22 protein-coding genes are annotated in these 24,955 nt (G+C 71.1%); 11 read left to right on the top strand and 11 right to left on the bottom strand.

Going from position 1 to position 24,955, the window contains the following annotated elements; genetic code table 11:
* Nucleotides 1–9: 9 nt before the first annotated feature.
* From ACH01S_RS16205 to ACH01S_RS16195, 3 genes are read right to left on the bottom strand one after another with little or no spacing between them, the layout of a single operon-like run.
* Nucleotides 10–1,506, bottom strand: a complete 1,497-nt coding sequence (locus ACH01S_RS16205) for a sugar ABC transporter ATP-binding protein (protein WP_067891874.1) — start codon at nt 1,504–1,506, stop codon at nt 10–12.
* Nucleotides 1,507–1,561: 55 nt separating this feature from the next.
* Nucleotides 1,562–2,638 (bottom strand): sugar ABC transporter substrate-binding protein, encoded by a 1,077-nt coding sequence (locus ACH01S_RS16200; protein ID WP_067891871.1) that lies wholly within the window; start codon nt 2,636–2,638, stop codon nt 1,562–1,564.
* Complete coding sequence (locus ACH01S_RS16195; protein ID WP_067892000.1) at nt 2,635–3,678, bottom strand: ABC transporter permease; 1,044 nt, start codon at nt 3,676–3,678, stop codon at nt 2,635–2,637. Before ACH01S_RS16195 ends, ACH01S_RS16200 begins: the two co-directional genes overlap by 4 nt.
* Before the next feature lie 104 nt (nt 3,679–3,782).
* Between ACH01S_RS16195 and ACH01S_RS16190 the strand changes: the two genes are divergently transcribed.
* The 3 genes from ACH01S_RS16190 to ACH01S_RS16180 all read left to right on the top strand — a co-directional run bounded on the left by ACH01S_RS16190 (nt 3,783) and on the right by ACH01S_RS16180 (nt 7,133).
* Nucleotides 3,783–4,547, top strand: a complete 765-nt coding sequence (locus tag ACH01S_RS16190; protein WP_067891870.1) for an SDR family NAD(P)-dependent oxidoreductase — start codon at nt 3,783–3,785, stop codon at nt 4,545–4,547.
* 56 nt (nt 4,548–4,603) lie between these two features.
* Nucleotides 4,604–6,244 (top strand): thiamine pyrophosphate-binding protein, encoded by a 1,641-nt coding sequence (locus tag ACH01S_RS16185; RefSeq protein WP_067891869.1) that lies wholly within the window; start codon nt 4,604–4,606, stop codon nt 6,242–6,244.
* A 94-nt stretch (nt 6,245–6,338) separates the two neighbouring features.
* Nucleotides 6,339–7,133, top strand: coding sequence for an IclR family transcriptional regulator (locus ACH01S_RS16180; RefSeq protein WP_067891868.1), 795 nt, complete (start codon nt 6,339–6,341; stop codon nt 7,131–7,133).
* Between the two features lie 205 nt (nt 7,134–7,338).
* Here ACH01S_RS16180 and ACH01S_RS16175 read toward each other — a convergent pair whose 3' ends face one another.
* Complete coding sequence (locus tag ACH01S_RS16175) at nt 7,339–8,004, bottom strand: RlpA-like double-psi beta-barrel domain-containing protein (protein WP_067891866.1); 666 nt, start codon at nt 8,002–8,004, stop codon at nt 7,339–7,341.
* Between the two features lie 1,139 nt (nt 8,005–9,143).
* Entirely contained in the window at nt 9,144–9,545 is a 402-nt protein-coding gene (locus ACH01S_RS16170; RefSeq protein ID WP_067891863.1) for a hypothetical protein, read from the bottom strand.
* Between the two features lie 461 nt (nt 9,546–10,006).
* Between ACH01S_RS16170 and ACH01S_RS16165 the strand changes: the two genes are divergently transcribed.
* The 3 genes from ACH01S_RS16165 to ACH01S_RS16155 all read left to right on the top strand — a co-directional run bounded on the left by ACH01S_RS16165 (nt 10,007) and on the right by ACH01S_RS16155 (nt 13,099).
* A complete protein-coding gene (locus ACH01S_RS16165; protein WP_246237214.1) occupies nt 10,007–11,107 on the top strand; it encodes a winged helix DNA-binding domain-containing protein in 1,101 nt (366 codons plus the stop codon).
* 277 nt (nt 11,108–11,384) lie between these two features.
* Nucleotides 11,385–11,651: a hypothetical protein gene (locus ACH01S_RS16160; RefSeq protein WP_067891856.1), complete on the top strand. Its 267-nt coding sequence runs from the start codon at nt 11,385–11,387 to the stop codon at nt 11,649–11,651.
* Nucleotides 11,652–12,106: 455 nt separating this feature from the next.
* Nucleotides 12,107–13,099, top strand: a complete 993-nt coding sequence (locus ACH01S_RS16155; RefSeq protein WP_148344801.1) for a DUF2786 domain-containing protein — start codon at nt 12,107–12,109, stop codon at nt 13,097–13,099.
* Between the two features lie 77 nt (nt 13,100–13,176).
* Here the strand turns inward: ACH01S_RS16155 and ACH01S_RS16150 are convergent, their stop codons facing one another.
* Nucleotides 13,177–13,389 carry a helix-turn-helix domain-containing protein gene (locus tag ACH01S_RS16150; RefSeq protein WP_067891851.1) on the bottom strand — a complete coding sequence of 71 codons (213 nt, stop codon included), beginning with the start codon at nt 13,387–13,389 and terminating at the stop codon, nt 13,177–13,179.
* A 434-nt stretch (nt 13,390–13,823) separates the two neighbouring features.
* The gene (locus ACH01S_RS45990) at nt 13,824–15,011 is read right to left on the bottom strand and encodes a class II glutamine amidotransferase (protein ID WP_255220200.1); all 1,188 of its coding nucleotides are present in this window, start codon (nt 15,009–15,011) and stop codon (nt 13,824–13,826) included.
* Between the two features lie 302 nt (nt 15,012–15,313).
* Here ACH01S_RS45990 and ACH01S_RS16140 point away from each other — a divergent pair, with 302 nt between their 5' ends.
* Together ACH01S_RS16140 and ACH01S_RS16135 are read left to right on the top strand one after the other, a co-directional pair.
* A complete protein-coding gene (locus tag ACH01S_RS16140) occupies nt 15,314–16,267 on the top strand; it encodes a hypothetical protein (RefSeq protein WP_067891848.1) in 954 nt (317 codons plus the stop codon).
* A gap of 1,510 nt (nt 16,268–17,777) precedes the next feature.
* Complete coding sequence (locus ACH01S_RS16135; protein ID WP_067891842.1) at nt 17,778–18,515, top strand: hypothetical protein; 738 nt, start codon at nt 17,778–17,780, stop codon at nt 18,513–18,515.
* 982 nt (nt 18,516–19,497) lie between these two features.
* Here ACH01S_RS16135 and ACH01S_RS16130 read toward each other — a convergent pair.
* A complete protein-coding gene (locus ACH01S_RS16130; protein WP_067891839.1) occupies nt 19,498–20,457 on the bottom strand; it encodes a helix-turn-helix transcriptional regulator in 960 nt (319 codons plus the stop codon).
* A gap of 61 nt (nt 20,458–20,518) precedes the next feature.
* On the opposite strand from ACH01S_RS16130, the gene ACH01S_RS16125 reads away from it, so the two are divergent.
* Nucleotides 20,519–21,103, top strand: coding sequence for a DinB family protein (locus ACH01S_RS16125; RefSeq protein ID WP_067891836.1), 585 nt, complete (start codon nt 20,519–20,521; stop codon nt 21,101–21,103).
* Between the two features lies 1 nt (nt 21,104).
* The gene (locus ACH01S_RS16120) at nt 21,105–21,542 is read left to right on the top strand and encodes a VOC family protein (RefSeq protein ID WP_067891834.1); all 438 of its coding nucleotides are present in this window, start codon (nt 21,105–21,107) and stop codon (nt 21,540–21,542) included.
* Nucleotides 21,543–21,651: 109 nt separating this feature from the next.
* Here ACH01S_RS16120 and ACH01S_RS16115 read toward each other — a convergent pair whose 3' ends face one another.
* From ACH01S_RS16115 to ACH01S_RS16105, 3 genes are all read right to left on the bottom strand, one after another.
* Nucleotides 21,652–22,041: a nitroreductase family deazaflavin-dependent oxidoreductase gene (locus ACH01S_RS16115; RefSeq protein WP_246237215.1), complete on the bottom strand. Its 390-nt coding sequence runs from the start codon at nt 22,039–22,041 to the stop codon at nt 21,652–21,654.
* 112 nt (nt 22,042–22,153) lie between these two features.
* Nucleotides 22,154–22,567: a VOC family protein gene (locus tag ACH01S_RS16110; protein WP_067891997.1), complete on the bottom strand. Its 414-nt coding sequence runs from the start codon at nt 22,565–22,567 to the stop codon at nt 22,154–22,156.
* Between the two features lie 397 nt (nt 22,568–22,964).
* Entirely contained in the window at nt 22,965–23,756 is a 792-nt protein-coding gene (locus ACH01S_RS16105) for a hypothetical protein (RefSeq protein ID WP_067891832.1), read from the bottom strand.
* A 170-nt stretch (nt 23,757–23,926) separates the two neighbouring features.
* On the opposite strand from ACH01S_RS16105, the gene ACH01S_RS16100 reads away from it, so the two are divergent.
* The gene (locus ACH01S_RS16100; RefSeq protein WP_067891826.1) at nt 23,927–24,865 is read left to right on the top strand and encodes an aldo/keto reductase; all 939 of its coding nucleotides are present in this window, start codon (nt 23,927–23,929) and stop codon (nt 24,863–24,865) included.
* Nucleotides 24,866–24,955: the final 90 nt, after the last annotated feature.

The following is a 24,955-nucleotide window of genomic DNA, read 5'->3' as shown; positions in this document are numbered from 1 at the left end:
CGGCCCGGCCTACGGCGCCGGGTCGGCGAACCCGGCGTTCATGGCGACGCCGAGCTCCTGCTCGGTGAGCCGGTCCCCGTCGAGCGTGTCGACGATCCGCCCGTGCTGGAACACGACGACGCGGTGGCACAGCTCGACCAGCTCGGCGAGGTCGCTGGACGCGATCAGCACCACCTTCCCGTCCGCGGCGAGGCCCCGGACGATGTCGTGCAGCTCCCCGCGGGCGCCGACGTCGACGCCGCGGGTGGGGTCGTCCAGCGCGAGGACCGCCGGGTCCGCGTCCAGCCACTTCGCGAGCACGGCCTTCTGCTGGTTCCCGCCGGACAGCGTGCTCGCCCGCGCGTGGACGTCGCCGCGCACCCGCAGCCGCTCCAGGTGCGCGCGGGACCGCTCGACGAGCCGGGACCGGCGCGGCAGCGCGCCGCCCCGCCCCTGCCCGAGCCAGCTCACGGACGTGACGTTCTCCCACAGCGCCTTGTCCAGCATCAGCCCGCGGCCCTTGCGGTCGCCGGAGATGTAGGCGACGCCCTCGGTGACGGCGTGCCGGGCCGAGCGCGGCGACCGCCCGGTCGGCAGCCGGACCGTCCCGGACGAGGGACGCGACCGGCCGCACACCGCGTCCAGCACGGCGAGGTGCCCGGAGCCCTGGAGCCCGGCCAGGCCGACGATCTCCCCGCCGTCCGCCGTGAGGGTCACGTCGCGGAGGCGTCCCGGCACGGTCACGCGGGTCAGCGCGACCGCCGCCCCGCCGGGGCGGCGCGGGGCGGCGGCCGCGTGCTCGCCGTGCCGGGCGGGCTGCCCGAGCATCGCGGTGACCAGGGAGTCGAGCCCGACCTCGGCGACCGGCGCGCCCGGCAGGACGACCCGGCCGTCCCGCAGCACGGTGATCCGCGTCGCGACCCGCATGACCTCTTCGAGGAAGTGCGAGATGTACAGGACGGCGAGCCCCCGCTCCGCGAGCCGCCGGGTGACGGCGGCGAGCCGGGCGGCGGCGTCGCGGGGCAGCGCGGAGGTCGGCTCGTCCAGGATCAGGACGCGTGGCTCCTGCAGCAGCGCCCGGCAGATCTCCAGGAGCTGCCGGTCCGCGAGCGGCAGCTCGCCGACCTTCGCGCGCGGCGGCGGGTCGAGGCCGAGCTCCGCGAGGACGGGCTCGGCGCGCCGCCGCATCTCCCGGTTGCTGACCAGCCCGCCGCGCAGCGGCGCCCCGTAGGGGAACAGGTTCTCCAGCACGGTCAGGTCGTCGTAGGTCATCAGCTCCTGCGACACGATCGCGACGCCCTGCGCCGCGGCCTGCCGCGCGTCGGCGAACCGGACCGGCTCGCCGTCCAGCTCGATGACGCCGCCCTCCGGCCGCACCACCCCCGAGATGATCTTCACGAGGGTGGACTTGCCCGCGCCGTTCTCGCCGCAGAGGGCGTGCACCTCCCCCGCGTCCAGGGTGATGCCGACGCCGTCCAGCGCGGTGACGCCGCCGTAGTGCTTGACCAGCCCCGACGCGACCAGCATCAGCGCCTCCCGAGGAGGGACGGCCCTCCGCGCCCTGCGGCGCGGCTCCGCCGCTTCACCGTGCCTCGCCCAAGGGCTTGATGTTGGCGTCCGGGGTCGCGATCAGCTTGTCGAGCTGCGGCTTGTACCACTGGAAGGCGTTCTGCACCGACTGCTGGCGCTTGATGATCTCGTCGATGTTGGCCGAGTCCATCACGAGCCCCGGCGTCTTGAACCAGCCCTTCGGCAGCTTGCCGTCCTTCTCCCGCACCGCCTTGATCATGAGGGCGGTGGCCACGTACCCCTTCAGGTAGTGCTCGGGGTCGACGCCCGCGAAGTTGGTGCCCTTCTTGATGTACTCCAGGGTCTTCGGGTCGACGTCGAACCCGGCCGTGAGGTACTTGCCCTTGCGCTGCTCCTTGAGCCGTCCGAGGTTGTAGCTGTCGGCGTCGCCGACGCCGAGGAACGCGAGCGCGGCCGGGTTCGCGTTCACCTGCGACTGCCACGCGCCGTAGTTCTGCGCCGGGTCGCTGTAGGTCTGGAACGGGCCGAGGACGCGGATGCCCGGCGCCAGCCTGGCGAAGGTGTCCTTGATCCCCTTGGCGCGGCTGTCCAGGACGGGCGTCCCCGGGTTCGGCACGCCGACGACCACGGTGCCCTTGGCGTCCGCGCCGAGCTTCTTCACGGTCGCCTCGGCGAGCTGCCCGCCGAGCTCGTAGTTGTCGTTGCCGACGTAGAAGTCGACCTTGCTGCCCTTCGTCGGCGCGGTGTCGAGCGCCACGATCGGGATGCCCTTCTGCACGGCCTGCGCCGCCGGCCGGGTGAAGATCGGCGGGTCGAGGTTCTCCAGCACGATCCCGTCCGGGTGGGTGACGGTGAGGTTCTGGAAGAGCTGCTGCTCGGCCGGGCCGTCGGTGTTCGGCGGGCCGACGACCTTGAAGTCGATGTTCCCCGCCTGCTTCGACGCCTCCGTCGCCCCCTCGTACATCTCGCGGGCGAAGTTCAGGCTGTAGTTGGCGACGGCGATGCCCATCTTGAGCTTCCCGCTCTTGCCGCCCGAGCCCGCGCCGTCGCCGCACGCGGCGGCGCCGAGGGCGGTCGCGAGCAGCACGGCGACGGCCGCGGCGACGGATCCGCGAGGACGCGTGATCATGGGTTCCTCCCAGCTGAACGCAGGTCACGGACACGGCGCAGCAGCGGCGCGGCGCCGACGGCGACGAGGATGACGCCCCCGGTCGCGAAGGTCGTCCAGTTGATGGGGACCTCGAAGAACACCAGCGCCGCGGTGACGACGCCGAGGATGAGCGTGCCCGCCGCCGCGCCGATGACGGAGCCGCTTCCGCCCTTCAGCGGGGTGCCGCCGATGATCGCGGCGGCGATGGCGGTGAGCTCGTAGCCCTGGCCGATGGTCGGGTCCCCGGCGATGAAGAACGCGAGCGCGAGGACGGCCGCGAGCCCCGCCATCGTCGCCGACAGCGCCAGCGCCGCGATCCGGGTGCGGGTGACGGGCAGCCCGCCGAACTCGGCGGCCTCGGGGTTCGAGCCGATCGCCCGGACCCGCGCGCCGAACCTCGTCCGGGTGAACACGACGGTCAGCGCGACCACGGCGAGCGCGAACACCCACACCGCGTTCGGGACGCCGGCCGTCTCACCGCCGCCGAGCACGGTGAAGAAGGAGTGGTCCTGCGGCAGGTCGGTGATCTGCTTGCCCTCGGCGAGCGCGAGCCCGACGCCGCGCAGCAGCATCAGCGTCGCGAGCGTGACGATGAACGACGGCAGCCGCAGGTACGTCGTGATCACGGCGTTGACCGCGCCGACCGCCGCCGACAGCGCGAGGACGGCGAGCGCGGCGAACCAGGGGTTCCAGCCGTCCCGGATGAGCAGGGCGCCGACGACGACGCCCATCGCGTACACCCCGCCGACCGACAGGTCCACCTCCCGCATGGCGAGCGCGAACACCATCCCGCAGGCCATCAGCCCGACGTAGACGGAGTTGTGCGCGGTCGTCAGCAGGTTCCCGGTGTTCAGGAAGTCCGGCTTGAACAGGCCGACGACGACCACGAGCAGGACGAGCACGCCGATGACGCCCGCCTCGTCGGGGACGGACCGGCGGCCCCGGGGCCGCCGCCGCGCCGCGGGAGGGTCCTTCTCGTGCTGCGAGGCCGGCGCCGCCGACGGTTCGGGAACGGACATGCGGCCGAGCATGTGACCGACGCCACGCCACGACAAGGACGCTGTTTCAGTGAATGAAAAAGCCGCCTTGTCGGGCCCGGCGGACGTGCCGCACGCTGCAGGCCATGAGCGAGACACCGTCCACGGACGCCCCCACGAACGCGACGCGGCGGGTCGCACTGGTCACCGGCGCGGCGGGCGGGCTCGGGCGGGAGTTCGCGATCGCCCTCGCCCGGCGCGGCCACCTCGTCGCCGGACTCGACCTCGCCGACCAGTCGGGCACCGCGGAACTGGTCGGCGAGTCCTTCCACGCCGTCCGCGCGGACGTGACCGACCCCGACGAGGTCGACGCCGCCGTCGAGGAGGCCGCGGCCCGGTTCGGCGGCCTGCACATCGTCGTCAACAACGCCGGGGTCTACCCGCCCCTGGAGTTCGAGGAGACGACGCTGGAGGACTGGCGCCGGATCATGCGGGTCAACCTCGACGGGCCGTTCCTCGTGACGCGGGCGGCGCTGCCGCACATGAAGGCCGCGGGCTGGGGACGGGTCGTCAACATCGTCTCCGCGGTCGTGTTCCTCGGACCGCCCGACCTGGTCGCGTACACGACGTCCAAGGCGGGGCTCGTCGGGTTCACGCGGGCCCTGGCGAGCGCGGTCGGCGGGCACGGGATCACGGTGAACGCGATCTCCCCTGGCCTCACCCGCACCGAGACCGCCGCCCGCACCACCGGCGCGGACGGCGGCTTCGAGCGGGTGCGCGACCTGCAGGTGATCCGGAAGGTGGAGGAGCCGGGCGACCTCGTGTCCACGCTGCTGTACGTGTGCGACGAGGGCAGCGGATTCCTCACCGGCCAGACGATCAACATCGACGGCGGCTCGGCGAAGCACTGAGCCCGCCGTCCGGAACACGTGTGAACCGCCCCGGACGGGGCGTGGAAAGGCAGGACATGAGGCCGATCGAGGCGCTGCTGGAGATCGCCCGGGACGAGGGCGCGACCCGGATCTTCGGCAACCCCGGCACGACCGAGCTCCCCCTGATGGACGCCCTGGTGGAGGCCCCCGACCTGGAGTACGTGCTCGGCCTCCAGGAATGCTCCGTCGTGGCCATGGCCGACGGGTACGCGCGGGCGACCGGGCGGACGTCCCTGGTCAGCCTGCACGTCGCGGCGGGCGTCGCGAACGGGCTGATCGGGATGCTGAACGCGCTGCGCTCCCGCACCCCGATGGTGATCGTCGCGGGGCAGCAGGACCGGCGGCACCTCATGCAGGACCCGATGCTGTCCGGCGACCTCGTGGGGCTCGCGGCGGCCGCGACCAAGCAGGCGATCGAGGTGCAGCACGCCTACGACCTGCCGATCGTGCTGCGGCGCGCCTTCGCCCTCGCGGCCCGGCCTCCGGCCGGACCGGTCCTCGTCTCGGTCCCGATGGACCTGCTGGACGAGGCGACCGACGTCTCCGTCCCGGCGCGCTCCCCGGTGACCGGGCCCGGCCCGGCCGACGTCACGGCGGCGGCGGAGCTGCTCGCGGCGGCCGAGCGCCCGGTGATCATCGCGGGCGACGCGGTCGGCCGCACCGGCGCGGTCGCCGACCTCGTCGCGGTCGCCGAGCGGCTCGGCGCGGCCGTCCACCACCAGCCGATGAACGACGGGATCGACTTCCCCACCGGGCACCCGCTGTACGCGGGGATGCTGGTGCCGCGCAACGCCGCCATCCGCGAGACCCTCGGCCGGTACGACGCGGCGCTGATCGTCGGCTGCCACGCGTTCATGGCGCACCACTACACGCCGGGGCCCGCCGTGCCGGACGGGCTGCCCATCGTCCAGCTCGACGAGGACCCGGCGGAGATCGGCCGGAACTTCGCCGTCCGGGAGGGCCTGACCGGCGACCTGCCGGGGACGCTGCGGGCGCTCGCCGACCGGCTGGACGGCCGCGTCCCGGACGCGCGGGAACGCGCCGCGCGGCTCGCCGAGCGGCACGCCGCGCTGCGGGACGAGCCCGAGTCGGCGGCGCGGGCGGCGTACGGGCCGGCCCCGATGGACCCGCGGGCCGCCGCGCACGCCGTCGCCGCCGGGCTCCCGGACGACGCGATCGTCGTCGAGGAGGCGATCACCGCCGGGCTGAAGCTGCGCGCGGTCCTGCGCCAGGACCGTCCCGGCTCGTACGTCCACACAGTCGGCGGGGGGCTCGGCTGGGGCATCGGCGCGGCGGTCGGGACCCGGCTCGGCAGCGGCGACCGCCCGGTCGTCGCCGTCCTCGGCGACGGCTGCGCCATGTTCGGCCTCCAGGGCCTGTGGAGCGCCTCCCGCTACGGGACGCCCGTCGCGTTCGTCGTCATGAACAACGGCGAATACCGCACGTTGAAGGACACTCTCGACGAAGGCGGCGGCGCCTCCGCCAAACACGGGCAGTATGTGGGGATGGATCTCGCTCCCCCCGCGCTCGACTGGCAGAGCGCCGCGCGGCTGTTCGGCATCCGCTCCGTCCGCGCCGGCTCGGCGGACGAGCTGCGCGACGCGGTCGCCGCCGTCAAGGACCTGGACGCCCCCCTCCTGATCGAGGCCCCCATCACCGGCCACGAGCCCCGATGACCATGGGTTCACGGAGAGGTAGGGCCTGGTGAGGGGCGCGGCGCTCGGCTTTCCGGCCCTTGCCGACGGGCGCGATCACCGCGACCATCGAGAGATGGACCTCCAGGACCCAGACGGCGAGCCGCCGAGGTCGGTGCTCGCCCGCGGCCTCAGCCTGCTGGACGCGTTCGGGTCCGCCGACACCGAGCTGAACCTGACCGAGCTCGCCGCCCGCACCGGGCTGCCGAAGCCGACCGCGCACCGGCTGCTCAGCGAGCTCGTGCGGTGGGGCGGCGTCGAGCGGACCCCGGCCGGCTACCGGCTGAGCATGCGGCTGTTCGTGCTCGGCCAGCGCGCGCCCCGGCCGCGCGGGCTGCGCGAGGCGGCCCTCCCCTACCTGGAGGACCTCTACGAGGCGACGCACGAGAACATCCACCTTGCCGTCCTGGACGGGACGGACACGCTCTTCCTGGAGAAGGTCAGCGGCCGCCGCTCGATGCCGATCGTGTCCCGGGTGGGCGGGCGGCTGCCCGCGTACTGCACGGCGACGGGCAAGCTGTTCCTCGCGCTCGGGCCGCCGGACCGGCTGGAACGCGTCCTGGACGCGGGGCTCGTCCGGTACACGCCGCACACGATCATCATGCCGGGCCTGCTCCAGCGGGAGCTGGCCCGGACCGCCGACCGCGGCTACGCCGTGAACCGGGAGGAGTCGGAGGCCGGGGTGTCCGCCGTGGCGGCCCCGATCCTCGACCATCGGCGCCGCGTGATCGCCGCGATCTCGATCACCGGGCATGTCTGCCGGCTCGATCTCGACCGGCTGGCGCCCGCCGTCCGCACGGCGGCGCTGGCGCTGTCCAGGGAGATCGCCCGAGAGAGCGCCGCGGAGATGAAAATGGGGATTCCCCGGTGAGGTGACACCGGGGAATCCCCGTTTTCCATGCACCGGCAGCCCTGTGCCGGGTCTAGGCGAGACCTGGCGGTGCGTCCCCGGGGACGGCGCGGGCTCGGTGACCACCCTCGGTCATCACGCTGGGTGATGGCGTCCGGTGGTCGCGAGCCTCCGCACGGGCTGCTTCACGCCGCCCTCGGGAAACACGTCCGCCTGCGGCCTCAGGTCATGAGCCGAACGGCTTGGGCGCGCCCTTCTTGCCGGCGCCGGAGCCCCACTTGAGGACCTCCCACTTGACGCCCTTTATGTGGCCCGCGCTGGTGCCGGCGTTGTACTTGCTGTCGGGCTTCTTGCCGTCGAGCAGGTACCGGAAGGTGTAGGTGTCGAGGTCGAGCATGACGCCCCGGTGGGACGGCTTGCCCGGACCGCGGTCGCCGACGAAGCCGGTGATGCTGCGGCCCTTGTAGCTGACCTTGACCTTGGTGTGCATCGGCCAGCTCGGGCTGGCGAACAGGCCCTTCTGCATCGGCTTCCCGCCGGCGGGGGCACCGGTGTCGCCGTTCACGCCGGAGCCGTCGTCCCAGAAGTAGGACGCGGTGGTCTTGCCGCTCAGCAGGACCTTGGGGTCCTTCTTCGCGCTCTTGCCCGCCGGCGCGGAGTCGCGCTTGGAGTCCGCCTTCGAGCCGCTCTTCGGCAGGCCCAGATCGGACTTGCCGACCGCCTGCTTGTCAGGGGTCTTGTGCTGCTGGGAGGCCACGGCCTCCTGAGTCAGGAACTGCTTCTTGCTGGGAGCGGAGTCATCGCTGGCGGCGGCGACGCCTGCCACGAGCATGCCCGCGAGGGCGGTGCCGGTGACGCCGGTGAGGATGACGTTGATCGCTCGCTGCTGCATGAAAGTCCTTTGTTCGGGGTACAGGGCTGCCGTTCCGCACCGGGCGGCCTGGGGCCGGGTGTCCGGGCAGGGGGAAACGGCTTCCGAGACTTCGAGACTCGGGATCGACCGCCGCGAGGAATTCCGCCGGAACGATCCGCGGGCATGGCGGACCGCGCTCGCGCGCATAGGCACACGGCCGTCATTGGACGTGCGTGTCACGCGGGCTTCGATGAAGCGGAAAGAATGCCGACCGGGGGCTCACTGGCTCGACCCGGTGCACGGCCGGTGCATGGTGCGGCCGTGTTCGGCTGAGTGGATCCCGCCTGGCGGGCGGGAAGCGACGGTGCTGCGTTCAGCCAGGTCAACGGTTCATTGACCCTGACCTGACGTCGACTATATACGGCATTACCGTACTTTCGCCAAACCGGGGATTTCTTTACCTTTGACTAGGTAGATCTTTTTCTCCGGGGCTGGCCCGAGCGCCTTTCCCATAAGGCTTTCGGGCCGGTCACCGGGCGTCTCCGGCAAGAAAACGATCTTTAAGTCGGCTTGACGAAGGGTGTTTCTCGTGTGACCCAGGTCTCGGCTCCGCGAAGTGTCCGGGGACGCTATGGCCCACGTCACAAGGTGCCTGGCATAAACAGGGCCGGAAACGCTGAGCGGGCCCGCTATAGGCCCGCGAAGGGTCAAGGCTGCGTAAGCCTCAGGTGATAGGAACCGGGGGCGGGCACAGGATGTTCCCGCGCGGCGAAGCCGGGTCCGCTGGGCGCACGACTACGCCCTGAGGGGCACGTGTGGACGCTTGATCCCGGGGCGCGGGCCGTCTGCGTGGGAGCGGCTGCGGCCCCGTACGGAGCGCCGAGGCCGAACGACCGAGAGCGAGATCAGACGGGCCGGACCGAGCCCGGAGGGCCGGACCGAAGCCGGAGGGCCGAACCGAAGCCGGAGGGCCGAGAGCGAGATCAGACGGCCCGGCCGAGACCAGACGGCCCGGGCCGAAGCCGGAAGGCCGGACCGAAGCCGGAGGGCCGAGAGCGAGATCAGACGGCCCGGCCGAGACCAGACGGCCCGGGCCGAAGCCGGAAGGCTGGGCCGAGCCCGGAGGGCCGGACCGAGGCGAGGCGAAGGACCGAGGCGCCGGGGGGTGGGCCGGTTGTTCAGCGCGTCGGGTAGACGGACGGCAGGAGCGGCGTCGGGCCCGTCCCGCCGGGGAACATCTGGCCGCCCTGCTGCGGCTGGACGAACGGCGCCTCCGCGTACGGCGACTGCGTGTACCCGGGCTCGGCGTACGCGGGGTCGGGGTAGGCCGACTCGACATAGCCGGGTTCGGCGTAACCGGGTTCGGCGTAGGTGGGCTGCCCGAACGGCGACACGGCGGTCACCACGGGGCCCTGCGCGGCCGGGACGGCCTGGGCCGTGGGGGGCGGCGGGTTCGACGTCCCGGTCGGCGGCACGTGCGTCCCCTCGACCCGGAACGGCTCCGCGGCGGGCGCGGCTCCCCGCTCCATGCGGCGCTCGGCCAGCAGGGCCATGAGCGCGTGCGCGGTGTCGGCGTCCATGCGCAACAGGACGCTGGGCCTTCCCGCCTGGTCGACGAACGGGGAGACCGACGGGGCTGCTGGTAGCTGTGGCAGCGCCGCGCGCATCTCCTCACGGAGATCCTGGGCAAGCCTCAGCGCCTGTCGGTCGCTGTCACTCAAGTGTGCGTTCATCGCGATCTCCGCGGGAGTTCACGTGCGGGGGCCGGGCCTCATCCTGCTAGGAATGGCGTGCAGGTGCAAGGGCTGATGCACGTGCATTTTCACGATTTCGTCCCGTAACCCGGGTGGCCATCGATCGTTCCGAACCACTTCGGGACGCGTCCAACCGGTGTCCAAAACGCCTTGACCTGCATAGACTCACCGCAACCGGCCCCAGCGAGGGCTGCGGCGCCCCCACCGCCGTCGGCGCGGCGCTACCGCCGCAACCACCCCCCTGACGCTGGACGCGGCGCTCTAGCTCGTCCGGCATGCTGGACCCCGTGACAGAGACGCTGAGCACCCGTGCGCTGAACCGCGCGACGCTGGCCCGGCAGCTTCTCCTCGCGCGGGAGGCCGTCCCGGTCGCCGAGGCCGTGGGACGGCTGTGCGGGATGCAGGCGCAGGAGCCCAAGCCCCCGTTCGTGGGTCTCTGGACGCGGCTCGACGGCTTCACGACGTCCGACCTGCACGCGGCCCTGCACGACCGGTCGCTGGTCCGCGCGACGATGATGCGGGCCACGCTGCACCTCATGACGGACGCCGACTACACCGCGTTCCGTACCGCGATGCAGCCGATGTTGGACGGCGCCCTACGCGTCCTGGGCGACCGTGCCAAGGGCCTGGACCTGGATGTGGTGGTCCCAGCGGCACGCTCCCTCCTACAGGAGGGTCCTCGCACGTTCAACGAGGTGCGTGCCCTGCTGCAGGAGCAGTTCCCGGACGTCAACGACCGGGCGCTCGGATACGCCGTCCGCCTCTGCGTGCCCCTAGTGATGGTCCCCACCGACGACAGGTGGGGCTTCCCGCGCACAGCGCAGTTCACTCTGGCCGACACCTGGCTGGGCGCGCCTCCGGCGGCCGACGCCGCGATGGACGACCTCATGCTCCGCTACCTGGCGGCCTACGGGCCGGCGTCCGCCGCCGACGCCCAGACATGGTCCGGGCTGCCCGGGACGGGCGAGGCACTGGACCGGCTCCGTCCGGGCCTCCAGGTCTTCGCCGACGACAGGGGCCGGGAGCTGTTCGACCTGCCCGACGCGCCACGGCCGGATGAGGCCACCCCGGCGCCCGCTCGTTTCCTGCCCGAGTTCGACAGCCTCGTCCTGGCGCACGCGGACCGCAGGCGCGTCATCGCCGACGAGCACCGTCCGTCCTTGACGACGAAGAACCTGCGCGTCCGGGCCGTGTTCCTCTGGGACGGCTTCGCCCACGGGATATGGGAGACCGAGTACAAGCGCAAGGTCGCGACGCTGCGGCTACGCCCCTTCGAGCCGCTCCCCCGCGACGCCGTCGAGGCGCTCACGGCCGAGGGGGAGGCGCTGCTGCGGTTCCTCGAACCGGACGCCAAGGAGACGGTGGTCTCGGTCGTCGACGAGGGCTGACCGCGCATGACGGAGGTCACCGGTGGTTGACGCGACCGGGACGAGCGCGGATCCTCGTCGGAAGCGATGGATCCTACTCAGCCCGACATGTCGGATGGAAGGGTCCAAAGCTCACCACATGCACACATGACGCTACGAGCGTGGACAACTTCGAATAGTGATCCATCCGAGATCTGGACTGATTGAAAGATCCACCAATTGGGTTCAAGCTGTCTCCGACGTCTGGAATGCCCCGCCTGTTCCTACTGACCGACCGACCGCCGACAGGACACGATCAATGTTCGAGATCTGGGAGACGAGTGAGCCGGCCAGGCTCATCAGCGACGCGGGGAGCCTGAAGGTGGCGCTGGAGAAGGTCGACACGATGTGTCGGCTGCGGCACGACCAGGCGGTGGCGCACGTGGGCGAGGCCCGTGAGGGCTACCACTTCGAGATCAGGGACCATCGCGGCAAGGCGCTCGCACGGCTCAGCTACGTCCCCGACACGTCCCGCGCGTACCAGAGCGTGGTGGTCGAAGAGATGCGCGGCGAGGACGACGACTAGCCCCCCGTTCGCGCAGCCCCTGGCCTGACCGGCCGGGGGCTTTCGCATGCGGACCGCCGTCCGGCCGGAGGTTCCGCGCATGGCGAACCCGCCCTCCGGATGGGGGCGGCCCTCGTCACCAGTGGCAGGATGCGTCATGGCTGACGGCGGACGGCGGGAGTGCCGGTGCGGGAGGAGTGACGGTGCGGGAGGCGGGACGGCTCACGACCGAGGCCGTGCGGTCGCTCTCGCGCGGGGACGCCGCCGCGTTCCGGCGGCTCGTTGCGGACCTGTCCGGAAGGTCCGGTGGTCCCGGTTGGACGCTCGCCGTCGACCGCTGCCTGTCCGCACGGCTGCGGGAGGGCGTCACCGCCGCATGGGAACGGGGATGGGAACCGGCCGACGTGGTGAGGTATGCGTCCAGGCGGCTGAGTCCCCGGCACGGGCGTCTGGTCACGGATGCCATCGCCGGTGAGATGCGCGCCTATTCCAGCGCGTCCGTGGACCATCGCTGGCGGGAGCAGCTCGCCGCCCTCGGAGCCGAGGTCTGGTGGGAGGACGACGACGCGCACCCGTCCGCTTGGCGTGAGCGTGAAGAGGCCGCCCCCAGGGCCTATGTCGTTTGGGCGGTCGAAATCGTCCACCTGCTGGAGTTCTTGCCGCGCCTTCCTGGGCTGGGCCCGCGTCCGGGCACCTTTGCCCAAGGCGAGGACGCCTCAACGTCGTTCAGTTCAGCGCGGGCCTGGCGTGAACGATTGAGCGAAGTCGACCAGCGGATGCTGGGCAAGGTCAGGGCCCTGCTCGCCAAGGCGGAGTCGACCGAGTTCCCAGAGGAGGCGGAGGCGCTCAGCGCGCGTGCACAGCAGCTCATGGCGCGGCACAGCATCGACCGTGCTTTGCTCGCCGCGGAGACGGGAGACACGGACGGGACGTCCGGTCGGCGCATAGCCGTCGACAATCCCTACGACGCGCCCAAGGTGGTGTTGCTGACGGTGGTGTCCGACGCCAACGGCTGCAAGGCGGTGTGGCATCGGGAGCTGGGGTTCGCCACGGTCCTGGGTTTCCCGGCCGACCTGGCGGCGGTGGAGATGCTGTTCACATCGCTTCTGGTTCAGGCGACGTCCGCCATGGTGCACGCGGGTCCCAGGCGCGATGCGCGGGGACGCTCACGGACGCGGTCGTTCAGGCACGCCTTTCTGAACGCCTACGCCGGCCGCGTCGGGGAGCGACTCCGGGAGGCGGCGGACCGGGCGGCCGCGGACGTCGGCGGCGGGAAGGATCTGCTTCCCGTGCTGGCCGCGCGCGACCGGGCCGTGGAACGGGCCGTCGCCTCGATGTTCCCGAACCTGGCCAAGGGACGGGCAGGTTCGGTGTCCAACCACGAAGGCTGGGTGGCCGGGCGCGCCGCCGCGGACCTCGCCAGCCTGAACGGGCGCCACGAGGTCACCGGGGCGTCCCGCCGTTCCTAGCGCGCGGCGTCCCCCCGGGGGGCGAGGGGGACATCCGGTCATTCGCCGTTCCTTCCTTCCTGGATCTCGGGAGCGGGTCAGGTCCTCTTGCGCCGTGTGTTGCCGCCGCGGCCGCGCAGCGGCACGCCCGCCTCCTTCAGGACGTTGTAGATGAACCCGTAGGAACGGCCGGTCTCGGCGGCCAGGTCGCGGATGCTCTCACCCGACGCGTAGCGCGGGGCCAGTTCCGCGGCCAGCCGCGTTCTCTCGGCACCGGTGACACGGGTGCCTCTCGACAGTGTTCGGGCCACGAGGACCTCCTGTTCGCAATGCTGGGCGGCGGGGCCCGTCCCCGCAGCTCACAGCAGTGTTGATCTCCCCAACGTACACATTCCCCTGATTACACCGTCGATGCCGCGCGAATCACCGCGAATTCGGCCGAAGCTGGTCTTTTTCGTGGTGAACGGCGTGTCGCGGCGCTGCGTACAGCCCGGAGCGACGCTGCTCCGCGCGTCCCGTGACCTGCGACGGGGTGGACGTCCGGCACTCGCGCGAGCCGGTCTCCTGACGGGGCGCACCAGTCAGTCGGCCGACAGGCCGCGCACCGGCCGACCGTCCATTCGAGAACCCTAGCGCCGCCCGGGGGCCCGCAAGCCCGGCCGCCGGACGCCGCCGAGCGGTCCGCCCGCACGGGCGGACCGCCTGGCATGGCGCGACGTGCGCGGCAGGGCGCGACGGGGCGTCCTCAATGGGGCATCGGTCCGGAATCGGCCATCTCGTCCGGCTGGCAGGCGGCCACCGCGCCAGTGTCTCCGGGCGGGCGGCAGGCGGCGCCCACGGCCTCCTTGGCCGCGGTTCCGGTGGACGGCCCGACCTGCTGCGACGCGGCCTCGCGCAGGGAGAGCTCCGATCGGCGGACCGGATGGCTCAGCGGCGCGAACGGGAAATGCGACGTCTCCGCCAGCCCTTCGACGACGAGAAGCTCACCCGGCGCGAGGAGCCTCCAGCCCGGACGGTCGTCCATGGGCTCACTGGCAACGACGACCGCCGGCACCGAACCACCACCCCCGACCGTCGAGACGCCACCGGCACCCTGTGAGGCCGCGGCACCCCCGGCAACCGGTGAGGCCGAGGCACCCCTAGCAACCGGCGACATCGACGCACCATCAGCGGCCGGTGACGTCAAGGCACCACCGGCGACCGGTGACGTGGAAGCGCCACCGGCGACCGGTGACGTCGAGGCGCCACCGGCGACCGGTGAGGTCGAGGTGCCACCGGCGACCGGAGACGTTGAGTCGTCACCGGTCGCCGCCCCGCCCGGCAGGCTCGTCACACCGCCTTCGTCCGGCGAAAGGACCCAGAGCTCGTTACTCTCCGGGTACCGCAGCGCCCACAGCCGGCCGGATTCGGCGATGAGGAGGTTGAGGGAGAAGACGGGAAGCTCCGCACCGATGCGTTGGACCGCTTCGACCAGCCCCGCCGTCGTGTCGCGATGGCGGCGGATCTCCGCGGTCACGTAGGCGAACACCAGTTCGGAGTCGGTCTCACCGGCGATGCGGGCACGCTCGACCTCCGTCAGCCAGCGCGCGAGCATACCGAGGCCCTTGACGACCCCGTTGTGTGCGAACAGCCGGTCGTCCATCACGAACGGGTGGCAGTTGCGCACGGTCAGCCCGCCCACCGACGCGTCCCGCACGTGCGCCACGAACGTGTGTGACGGGATGTTGCGGGCGTGCATGTCGAAGTCCGCGTTCTCGAAGGCGGCCAGGGGCGCGCGGTCGCGGACGGGCTCGCCGCCCAGCGAGAACCAGCCGAGCCCGGCCCCGTGCCGCATTCGGTGGCTCTGGGCGCGAAGACTCCGCGGCGCGTCCAGCAGCCAGTGGGACGCCCGCACCCGCGGACCTCCCGTGCTCATACCGAACAGTCGGCACATGCCGTCACCCTTCAGGACGTTTTAACTCTGCGTGACGACTACATTACCGAAGGTCGCCGACAACGTCCGCGAGATGTCACCGAACCGCCGCGAATATCCGCGCCAGGCAACCCAAGGGTCAGCCCCGGGCCCAGGAACGCCCTACGAGAGGCGCGCTGGACCCAGCTCGTCGATCAAGGCGGCAGGCCCGGGTAGCCTCCGACAGCCAGCGGACTTATCCACAGAACTGAGTTCTAATGCCTCGCCCGGTCGCGACGGAACAAGCTGGCCCTGTCCCTACAGGCAGGGAAGGAGCGGTTCTCATGACCACGATCACGTTCCCGGTTCCGTCCACCACGACCTCCCGGTTCGCCGTCGCCGCCGAGCACATCCCGGACGATCTCGCCGCCGCACTCCACCGAATACCGGCCAGTCCCTACCAAGCCCATGTCGCCGGACGCCTCGGCTCGCCCCAGCTTCAACTCACCCACGAAGAACTCCCCACCCTCCGCTGGGACCCAACGCGCATCAAGGCAGCGCACCCTCAGCACAGGCAGGAGGCATACGCGTTCGGCAAGGCCACGGAGTTCGCCGTCGTCACCACGTTCGCCCCGATCACCGACCAGCCCCGCGCCGTCCAGGTGGCCCGCGCGGCGGCGAACGCCATCGCCCGCGCCACCAACGGCATCGCCGCGGATCTCGTCACGGGCCGCGTCCTCCGAACGCACGCCCCCGAACGGACACGCTTCGTCCTGGCCGACGACTGGATAGACGACGTCCCGCCACCGTTCCGCGCCAACGGCCGCTGCACAGCCGCAGAGCCCGAGCTGGACCCCGAGGGCGTGAACGGCTGCTCCTGCGTCCACCTCCGAACCCGCGGCCTCCGCCGCTTCGGCGTCCCCGAACTCCAGATCGGCGACGTGGCCTGCCCGCACGACCTGGCCGCCCTCAACGTCCTCCGCGCCACGGCCCGCCGTCTCCTGACCGACCACTGGTCCTGGCTGGCCACCGGCCCCACCGACCAGACTCGGACGATCTCCACTGTCCTCAACATCACCCAAGGCGACTTCAACGACTTCTGGGGGACCACCCGCCGCGTCCACCTGACACCGTCGCCCCCGTTCAGGCTGCAGCTATCTCCGCTGACCCCGCACCTGCTAGCCATCACCCCACCGACCGACTTCGACGGCACCATCAACGACTGGCTATGGGGCGACACCCTCCCCCTGGGCATGTACGACCTGATCCAGGCCCCCGCAGACCCACCAGCCGCCTAACTACAAAAGCCCCCACAGCACCCCTCTGCCGCAGAGACAACCACCCGCCATATCCCAATTTCCAAAGCACCGGACGGCACCTCCACACAAACCCCAACACAAGTGACGCCACCCGCTAACTGCCACGCCCCTCCTACCACTTAAGCCACCGACAAACACCCATCAACAGACCAACTCCCCCACGTCGAACCCAATTCGACCGCACAACACCCCCCGAATTCGAACCAATCCCCAATGCCCCCGCCCCACCCGGCACCGCCCCACCCGGCACCACCCCACCCGGCACCACCCCACCCGGCACCACCCCACCCGGCACCACCCCACCCGGCACCACCCCACCCCGCACCACCCCACCCCGCACCACCCCACCCGGCACCACCCCACCCGGCACCGGGCACCGGGCACCGGGCACCGGGCACCGGGCACCGGGCACCGGGCACCGGGCACCGGGCACCGGGCACCGGGCACCGGCGAGCGCGGCTCGGACCGCGGGCGTTACACCCGCACGAGTAACGCGCGCCGCTGTTCCGTGTGCTGATCGTCCACAGCCGCTTGGTTGAGAATCGGCCACGCGTAATCGACCCAAGCCCACCGCCCATGAACTGAGGTGCGGCGACATCATGGAGCACCGCGTCGGCTCGCTCACCGGGCTCCGGTATCAGGGTGATACTTGTAACACCGTCTCGCCAGGGCGAGCGCGCCCACCCACGATCCGCCGAAAATAGCCCGAATGCATTTGCTTTACCGATAAATCGTCCCACGCGAGCGCCCGAGATTTGTACCGTGAATTCGCCGCGACCAGCAAGAAGACAGCCGGCGCGCTTCCCTCCGCCACAAAAGCCCGAAATATCCCGCCATTGGGCGGCTCACCCGCATCCAGCGGGCACATCGCTCCCACCGGCCATGGCCCGGCCGCGAACGTTCATCTGCACAACTGTGAGCAATGTTCAACGCTGAGTAGCCAGATTGACTACGATCGGCATTCGCACGGTGACCGACGCGATCCCCCGGGGCGAAGATGATCCGTTTCTTGGCACACCCCACACCCGCCGTCCTGATCGGCGACCTCATCCGCTGTACATGCGGGCTGTTGGGGTGTACCGCCGTGGTCGGCGCCATCTCCCTCGGCGCGGTCGCACCCGCCGACGCGGCGGTCGCCGGCGATCCCGAGGCGCGCAGGTCCCTCCCTCCGATCTGCCGTTACGCGTTGAGCGACGGCGACCGATACACCGTGCACAAGTGCAAGGAGGCATGGCTGGCGATGATGTACGAGCGGTCCCGCAAAAGGTCGGCCCGCGGCCGGGACTTCCCCCGCTGGATGGAGAGATTCGACAGGAAACCCACGGTAAGAGACCGTCCCCCTGCCTCTGGGGGCTCTGAAGGCCCCGCCGCCAAACCCACGACGCAGACTCCCCGCAGGACCGTGCGGTCGTCACCGCCGAACACTGAGATCACGCCGCCGCGCGATCCGTCTCCGACACCGACGCGCACGAGCAAGCGGGCGGACGAGATGGACTCGCGTCCGTCCTCGCTCCAGCCCGTCCTTCTCCTCGGTCTGCTCCTGCCCGCCGCCGCGGCGATCTGCTACCCGTTCCGGCACCGTCTGTACGCCGCCGCGGGCTGGCCCGCGCCTGCCGAGACTCCCTCGGCGGCACCGCCGCCACTCGTCTACCGGCCCGTGCTCGATCCGTTCACGGTCCCGGCCGCGGGCCTGACCGGCCCGGGCGCCGTCGCCAGCGCACGCGTCCTCGCGCTGACGGCATTGGACGAGCAGGGCGACAGCTCGCTCGTCGTAATCCCCCGTCCCGACGCCACCGTCCTCTTCGGCCTCGGCGAGGACGAACTCCTCGACGACGACACCGCCGGGCTCTTCATCCCCGGCAACCTCGACGCCGCGCTCGCCTACCTCGAAACCGAACTCGCCATCCGCGAGAACACCGGCACCAACGGACGCCGCCTCCTCCTCGTGGCCGACTGCGGCACCGAGGCCGAAAGGATCAAGGCACTCCTCGTCCGCCACCCCGGTGCCGTGTCCGCGATCATCCTCGGCGACTGGACGGGCGAGCAAGCAACGGTCGACGACGACGGCCTGGTCGACGCGCCCAAAGCGCTGGCCTCCGCACTCCCCAAACGCCTGCCCGCGATGTCCCGCACCGAAGCCCGGGACCGGTTGCTGTCCGCGCTGGCCCGCCAGCAACAGGAGCAGAAGCCGCCCCCCAAACGCCGCTCCAACCCTCGCCGCTCCTGAGCACACCACTCACCAGCGACTCGCCACAGCCACCCATTGACCCCAAGGCGTCCGCCGATTCCGCTCTAGCCGCGAAGGCGCCGCGCCATCCGGCCACCGCATCGCGTAGCTACCGTTCCGACTAAGCCATCACATCCCCGACCCGCCACAGCACCGCTACTGCAGGCAGTTCCACCAAGAACTGCCAAGGGCCCGGCCACGCGACGGCCGCATCGAGCACTTGCCGCACCTCACCACACGACCTCACGCCACGACTCGCGATAGCCCACCACCGCAGTCAGTTCGGCCCAACATTCGCAAGCGCCCGGCGATGCGAAAGCCGCGCGCGCATGACCTCATCAGATACGACACAACACCCTCAGCCGGCGCTGCGGCCAGGCAAGGTCCGGACGCCAGTTGCCCCACCTGCTAGACCACGCCCCGACCCGCCCTCAGCCCGATCGCCTCTGCCCGCCCTCCCAGAACTCGCCCCCACAGCCCGACCGCCATAAACCGGCCGCCTCTGCCCGACCACCACAGCCCGATCACCACAACCCGGCCGCCACAAACCGGCTGCCACAAACCGGCCGCCCTGCCCGACCGCCTCTGCCCGACCGCCTCTGCCCGACCGCCTCTGCCCGACCGCCCTGAGCGACCGCCTCTGCCTGCAGCCCAAAGCTCGACCTCTACAAACCGGCCGCTACAGCAGGCAGTCCCAGCCATTAGTGCCAGGCACCCGTCTGCGCGAAAGCCGCATCGGGTAGGTGGCGCGTTTGACCGTGCCATCGCGACCCCGATTCACCATGGTCCGACCGCCACCGCAGCGAGTTCTGCCATACCTGCAAGCCCCCGGGGCGGGCGGCGGTCGGATTCATCGATTGCCGCGCCTGGACGTGTCACCGAGCGGCTCCGCGGCGGCGCCTGGACGATCACCTGCGGCATGTCGCTCGTCGCTGCCGCCCTGCTGGTCCTGTTCCCAACTCGCCGCTGGGCGGTCGTTGTGTCATTCGGTTCCGGCCATCGCGGCGAGGCGCGCCGCGAGTGCGGCGGCCGCTTTGCGTAGTTCCGGGGGTTCCAGGACTTCCGCCTCGAAGCCCAGACGGGCCACGTGGACGGCGAGCCAATCGAGGTTCTCTCCGCCGACTACGAGTACGCTCCACCCGTCGCGATCGTCCTCGACGCGTCCCACCTGGGGTGGGATCAGTTCTCGCACCCGGTCGGGCGGGGCGTGCAGCCGTACGCGGCCGAGGTACCGGTATGGCGCCTCGGTCACGGACCGCTGGACGTAGGCGACGGGGTCCGGATGCTCCCGCGTCCGGAAGCGCCAGGTCGTCGCCACCGCCTCGCGCATCCGGTCCAGCCGGAAGGTGCGCCAGTCATCGCGGTCGACGTCCCAGGCCATGAGGTACCAGCGTCGGCCGGTGGCGACCATCCGCACCGGTTCGACCGTGCGCTCGCGCTCCCCGCCGTCGCGGGCCGCGTACCGGAACCGGACCCGTACCGCGTCGCGGCAGGCCCGCGCGAGGGTCACCAGCAACTCCGCGTCGATCTCGACGCCGGGATCGGCCATGGTCGCGGTGGCGCCGTGCACCGCTCTGACCTCGGCGCGCAGCCGCGGCGGCATCACCTGGTCGAGCTTCGCGAGCGCCCGTAGCGCCGCCTCGCCCGACCCCGCGACCGTGCCGCCCGACGCGAGCCGCAGGGACACCGCCGTCGCGATCGCCTCCTCGTCGTCGAGGAGCAGCGGCGGCAGCCGCGTGCCCGCGCCGAGCTGGTAGCCGCCGCCGACGCCCGCCGTCGCGTGGACGGGGTACCCGAGCGCGCGTAGCCGCTCCACGTCGCGCCGGACCGAGCGATCCGTCACGCCCAGCTCGGTGGCGAGTTCGGCAGCCGTCCAGGACGGTCGGCGCTGGAGCAGAGCCAGCAGCCGCAGCACTCGCTCGGTGGTCGCCTCGACGGTCACGCGACCATCGTTCCACAGAACGCGGAACGAACCTGTCCGCTATTCGCGGGAGGCTCGGACCATGGCCGACCAGACCTGGAACACCCAGATCCGAGATCAGATCACCTGGCACTGGTCCCGGCAGTTGCGTCCCCGCCTCGACGGACTCACCGACGAGGAGTACTTCTGGGAGCCGGTGCCCGGCTGCTGGAGCGTGCACCCGCGCGGGATCGGCGGCGCGCCGGTCCAGGGCGGGTCCGGCGCGATGACCATCGACTTCGCGGTGCCGGAGCCGGATCCGCCGCCGTTCACGACGATAGCCTGGCGTCTCGGACACGTGATCGTGGGCGTGCTCGCGATGCGCAACGCCGCGCATTTCGGTCGCGCGCCCACCGACTACACCTCGTTCGAGTACGCGACGACCGCGTCCGCGGCGCTGGCGCAGCTCGACGCGGAGTACGCCACGTGGATGACCGGCGTCGAGTCCCTCGGCGAGAGCGGCCTCGCACGCCCCTGCGGGGAGGCGGAAGGACCGTACGCCGATCGACCATTGGCGGCGCTGGTGCTCCACATCAACCGCGAGCTGATCCACCACCTGGCCGAGGTGTGCCTGCTCCGCGACCTCTACCTGCACACTCACCGGCAGTACCGACAGGAGACGACCTGACATGACCCGCGAGATCCAGATCACCTTCGACTGCGGCGACCCCGCCGCCCTGGCCGCGTTCTGGGCCGACGCCCTCGGCTACCGCTTGCAGGACCCGCCCCAGGGCTTCGAGTCATGGGAGCAGGCTCTGGACGCCATGGGCGTCCCGCCCGAGAGGCGCAACGACGCGTCGGCGGTGGTCGATCCGGAGGGCTCCGGACCGCGGCTGTTCTTCCAGCGTGTGCCGGAGGGGAAACAGGCGAAGAACCGCGTGCACCTCGACGTACGGGCCGCTCCCGGCCTGGCGGGCGACGCTCGGATGGCTGCGCTGGAGGCGGAGGCCGAGCGGCTCGTCTCGCGTGGCGCCGTCCGGGTCCAGCGGTATGAGCCCGCTCCCCCGCTGGGCGCCGGTCACATCGTGATGACCGACCCCGAGGGCAACGAGTTCTGCCTCGACTGACCGGACGAGCTCTGCAACGGGCTCGCCGCAGGGGGAAGGTTATCTCCGCCCACACGCCGCGCCTCGGACACTCAAGGGTTCGCGGGGCTCCAGGGTCGGGCGAGCACAGTCACCTTGGAGTGAGGCGGACTATCGGGTATTCGCGGTCGGACTTGCTCTGGTACTTCGCCAGGCGGGGCTGGGCGGCGGCGATGCGCTGCCACGCCTCGTCACGCTCAGCACCGTCGAGCCGGTGCGGCGTCACCCCGACGGCGTCGCGGCCGGGGAGTTCGATCGATGCCTGATCGGGGTGCGCCATCAGATTGGCGTACCAGTCCGGGTTCTGGCTCCCACCGCCCGATGCGACGACCAACCGCGTGTCGTCGGTGTCGGGGAACCACGCCACCGGCGTCTGCCGGGGCTCTCCGCTTCGGCGGCCCACCGTGTTCAGGATCAGGACGTCCATGCCCATGAACGTGCCGCGACCGCGTCGGATCTTTCGGTTCATGCGGGCGTTCATCGTCCGCTGCATCCACCGGGACACCGGCCCGGGCGTGCCGGGCTTGCGTGCTTCTCGCTGGTCGGTTCGCTGATTCCGCGCCATTCGCCTACCTCCTGTCCTCCGCTGGCTCTCAGCGCAGCTCGTTGATGCGGATCATGTTTCCCGCGGGGTCGCGGAAGGCGCAGTCGCGAATCCCGTAGGGCTGCTCGGTCGGCTCCTGGACGACTTCGGCCGCGTCGCTGGCCTGCAGCCGCTCGAAGGTGCCGTCGAGGTCGGTCGTGGCCAGGGTGATGATGGCGTAGGTGCCCTTGGCCATCATCTCGGTGATCGTGCGGCGCTCCTCTTCGGTGATGCCGGGATCGGCGGCCGGCGGGTGCAGGACGATGGAGGTCTCGGGCTGGTCGGGAGGTCCGACCGTGATCCAGCGCATCCCTTCGTATCCGACGTCGTTGCGCACCTCGAACCCGAGCGTGTCGCGGTAGAAGGCCAGGGCCGCCTCCGGGTCGTCGTGCGGCAGGAAGGTGGAGTGAATGGTGACGTCCATGGAGGTCACGCTAGCCACGGCCCGTCAGCCGGTGCTTCTTGATTCCTGATCGGTCTGGTCACCTCTTTCCCACGGAGCCCTGGACTGGACGACAGCCGGGCCCACGCTGCCCGTGGTCGCGTCGGCCGACGAATGGGCGCCCGCGTTGGCCCCAGGAGAGCGATCGGACAGGACTCGGGTCGGTTCTGAAGGCGGTCGTGGGGGTCGTCCTGCTCCGTTGGCGTCGGGCGGCTTGGTTCGTCGCTTGGCGGACATGCTCTTCGTGGATGGCTGTCGTGGGTACCCATCGGTTGGATGCCGCACCTGCTCGTGGAGGCGGAGAACGGGGCAGTCGGCTGGCGTGCGTAGGGCGTCGGTCAGGAATCGGGAGGCGGGATGGGCGCGAGGATCGCCTTGCCTACGGGGCCCTTCGGTCATGCCTCGCGAGTTCCGTCCTGATGTTCGTCAGGTTGCGGAGCGCCCGGTTGAGGGAGCCCGTGTCCGGCGGTTCCTCGGCGTCGCCGTCGAGGTAGGCGGAGCAGCGCAGGATCCAGCCGCGCACGACGTCCTCGACCCTGATCTCGGAACGGCGCGTCCGGGTGAGGGCCAGCCGGCGCTTTTCCTCGTCGGCTCCGCGCATGAGCTCGTCGTCCGCCGCCAGGGCCTGGACGTCGGCGAGCGCGTACCGGCCGAGCCGGTCGATCGGGAGGTCGCGCTCCCCGGCGATGCGGTCGAACGTCCTGCGCGGCCAGCCGAGGATCGTCGCCGCCCCGCCGGCGTCGACGGTCTCCATCAGCGGCCCCTTCCGGGCGGCGACGACCGACCGGACGGAGGCCGGGTCGAGCCGGTCCAGGTCCTTCAGGAGGTAGACCGGGTGCCCGCGGAAGGTGCTGATGACGTTGAGCTCGCCTTGGGCGGCGAGCACCTCGACGTCCCGCCGCTCGACGTCGAGCCCCACACGCTCTGCCAGCCAGATGGCCGCCTTGGTCGATCCGATCGGCGGGATCTCGCCGAAGGCGGCGATGACCTGCTCGCCGCGGCCGCGGCCTCGGCACTCGTCGGCGAGGGCCGCCGACCAGCGCTCGCCGTCGAGGTCGGGACGCGGAAGGATGCCGTGCTCCAGGCCGACGCGCAGTTGCCATCGGGTGATTCCCAGGTGTCCCGCGAACTGGTGCGCACCGTATTGGTCACGGACGATCTGTACGGGCATTGTCGTGCCTTTCTTCCCGCGATGAGATGGTGACGCGATTCAGCCTCGCGGACCGGACCCGACCACGGCATTAGAATTCGATTCTGTGGATAACCCGCCAAGCATTACCCGGCAATTCAGACAAGTCGGTCCGGTATGAGTCTGCTAAGGGGCCATGTCAGGCTGGGGGAATGAACGCGATACAGCGACTGGGGATCGGCCTAGCGGCCCTGGGGCGGCCCGCGTACATCAACGTGGGCCGTGCGGCCGAGCTACCGTCCAGCCGGAGCGTGCCGCAGATGCGCGACGCGACCTGGAACGTCCTGGACGCGGCCTACGCCGCCGGCGTCCGATGGGTGGACGCGGCCCGTTCGTACGGCCGGGCCGAAGAGTTCCTCGGCGGCTGGGTGAACGCACGCGCTCCTGACGGCCTGACGGTGTCGAGCAAATGGGGATACACGTACGTCGGCGAATGGAGGATGGACGCTCCAGTACACGAGGTCAAAGAGCACAGCCTTGAGCGCTACCAGGCCCAGTACAAGGAGACGCAGGCACTTCTCAACGGCCACCTCTCCGTCTACCAAGTGCATTCGCTCACCGAGGACAGTCCGCTGTTCGAGGACACGCGGCTACAAGGAGCCCTAGCGGAAGCCGCCGCAGAGGATGTCCGCGTCGGCTTCTCTACATCGGGCCCAGGGCAGTCCGACACGATCCGGCGGGCGATGGCGCTGGAGGTGTCCGGGCAACGGCTCTTCAGCACCGTTCAATCGACGTGGAACGTCCTCGAGACGTCCGCTGAGGGTGCTCTGCGCGAAGCCCATGCCGCGGGCCTGCATGTGCTGCTCAAGGAGGTGCTGGCTAACGGACGGCTCGCAACGCGACCGCCCGAGGCTGTGCGGTCCGTGGCGTCCCGGAAGGGAGTGGGACCGGACGCTGTCGCGCTGGCCGCCGCACTCAGCAGGCCATGGGCGGGGACGGTCCTCATCGGTGCGGTCAGTCCCGTGCAGTTGCAAGCGAACCTGGCAGCCGCGCAGGTGACTCTTGATGAGGAAGACCTCGCTTTGATGGGCGACTTGAGCGTCCCGCCTGACGTCTACTGGGCCGAGCGGAGCGAACTCCCCTGGGTGTGAAGGTTTCCCGGTAAGGAGACCAGCCGAGGGCATGGCACGATTGGGCGCGAGCCCACCTTGATCGGACGCCCGTGCCCATGCAGTCAGACC

Origin of the sequence: Actinomadura chibensis NBRC 106107 (assembly GCF_001552135.1) — a bacterium.
Taxonomy (GTDB): domain Bacteria; phylum Actinomycetota; class Actinomycetes; order Streptosporangiales; family Streptosporangiaceae; genus Spirillospora; species Spirillospora chibensis.
This window is presented reverse-complemented; position numbering and strand designations above follow the sequence as displayed.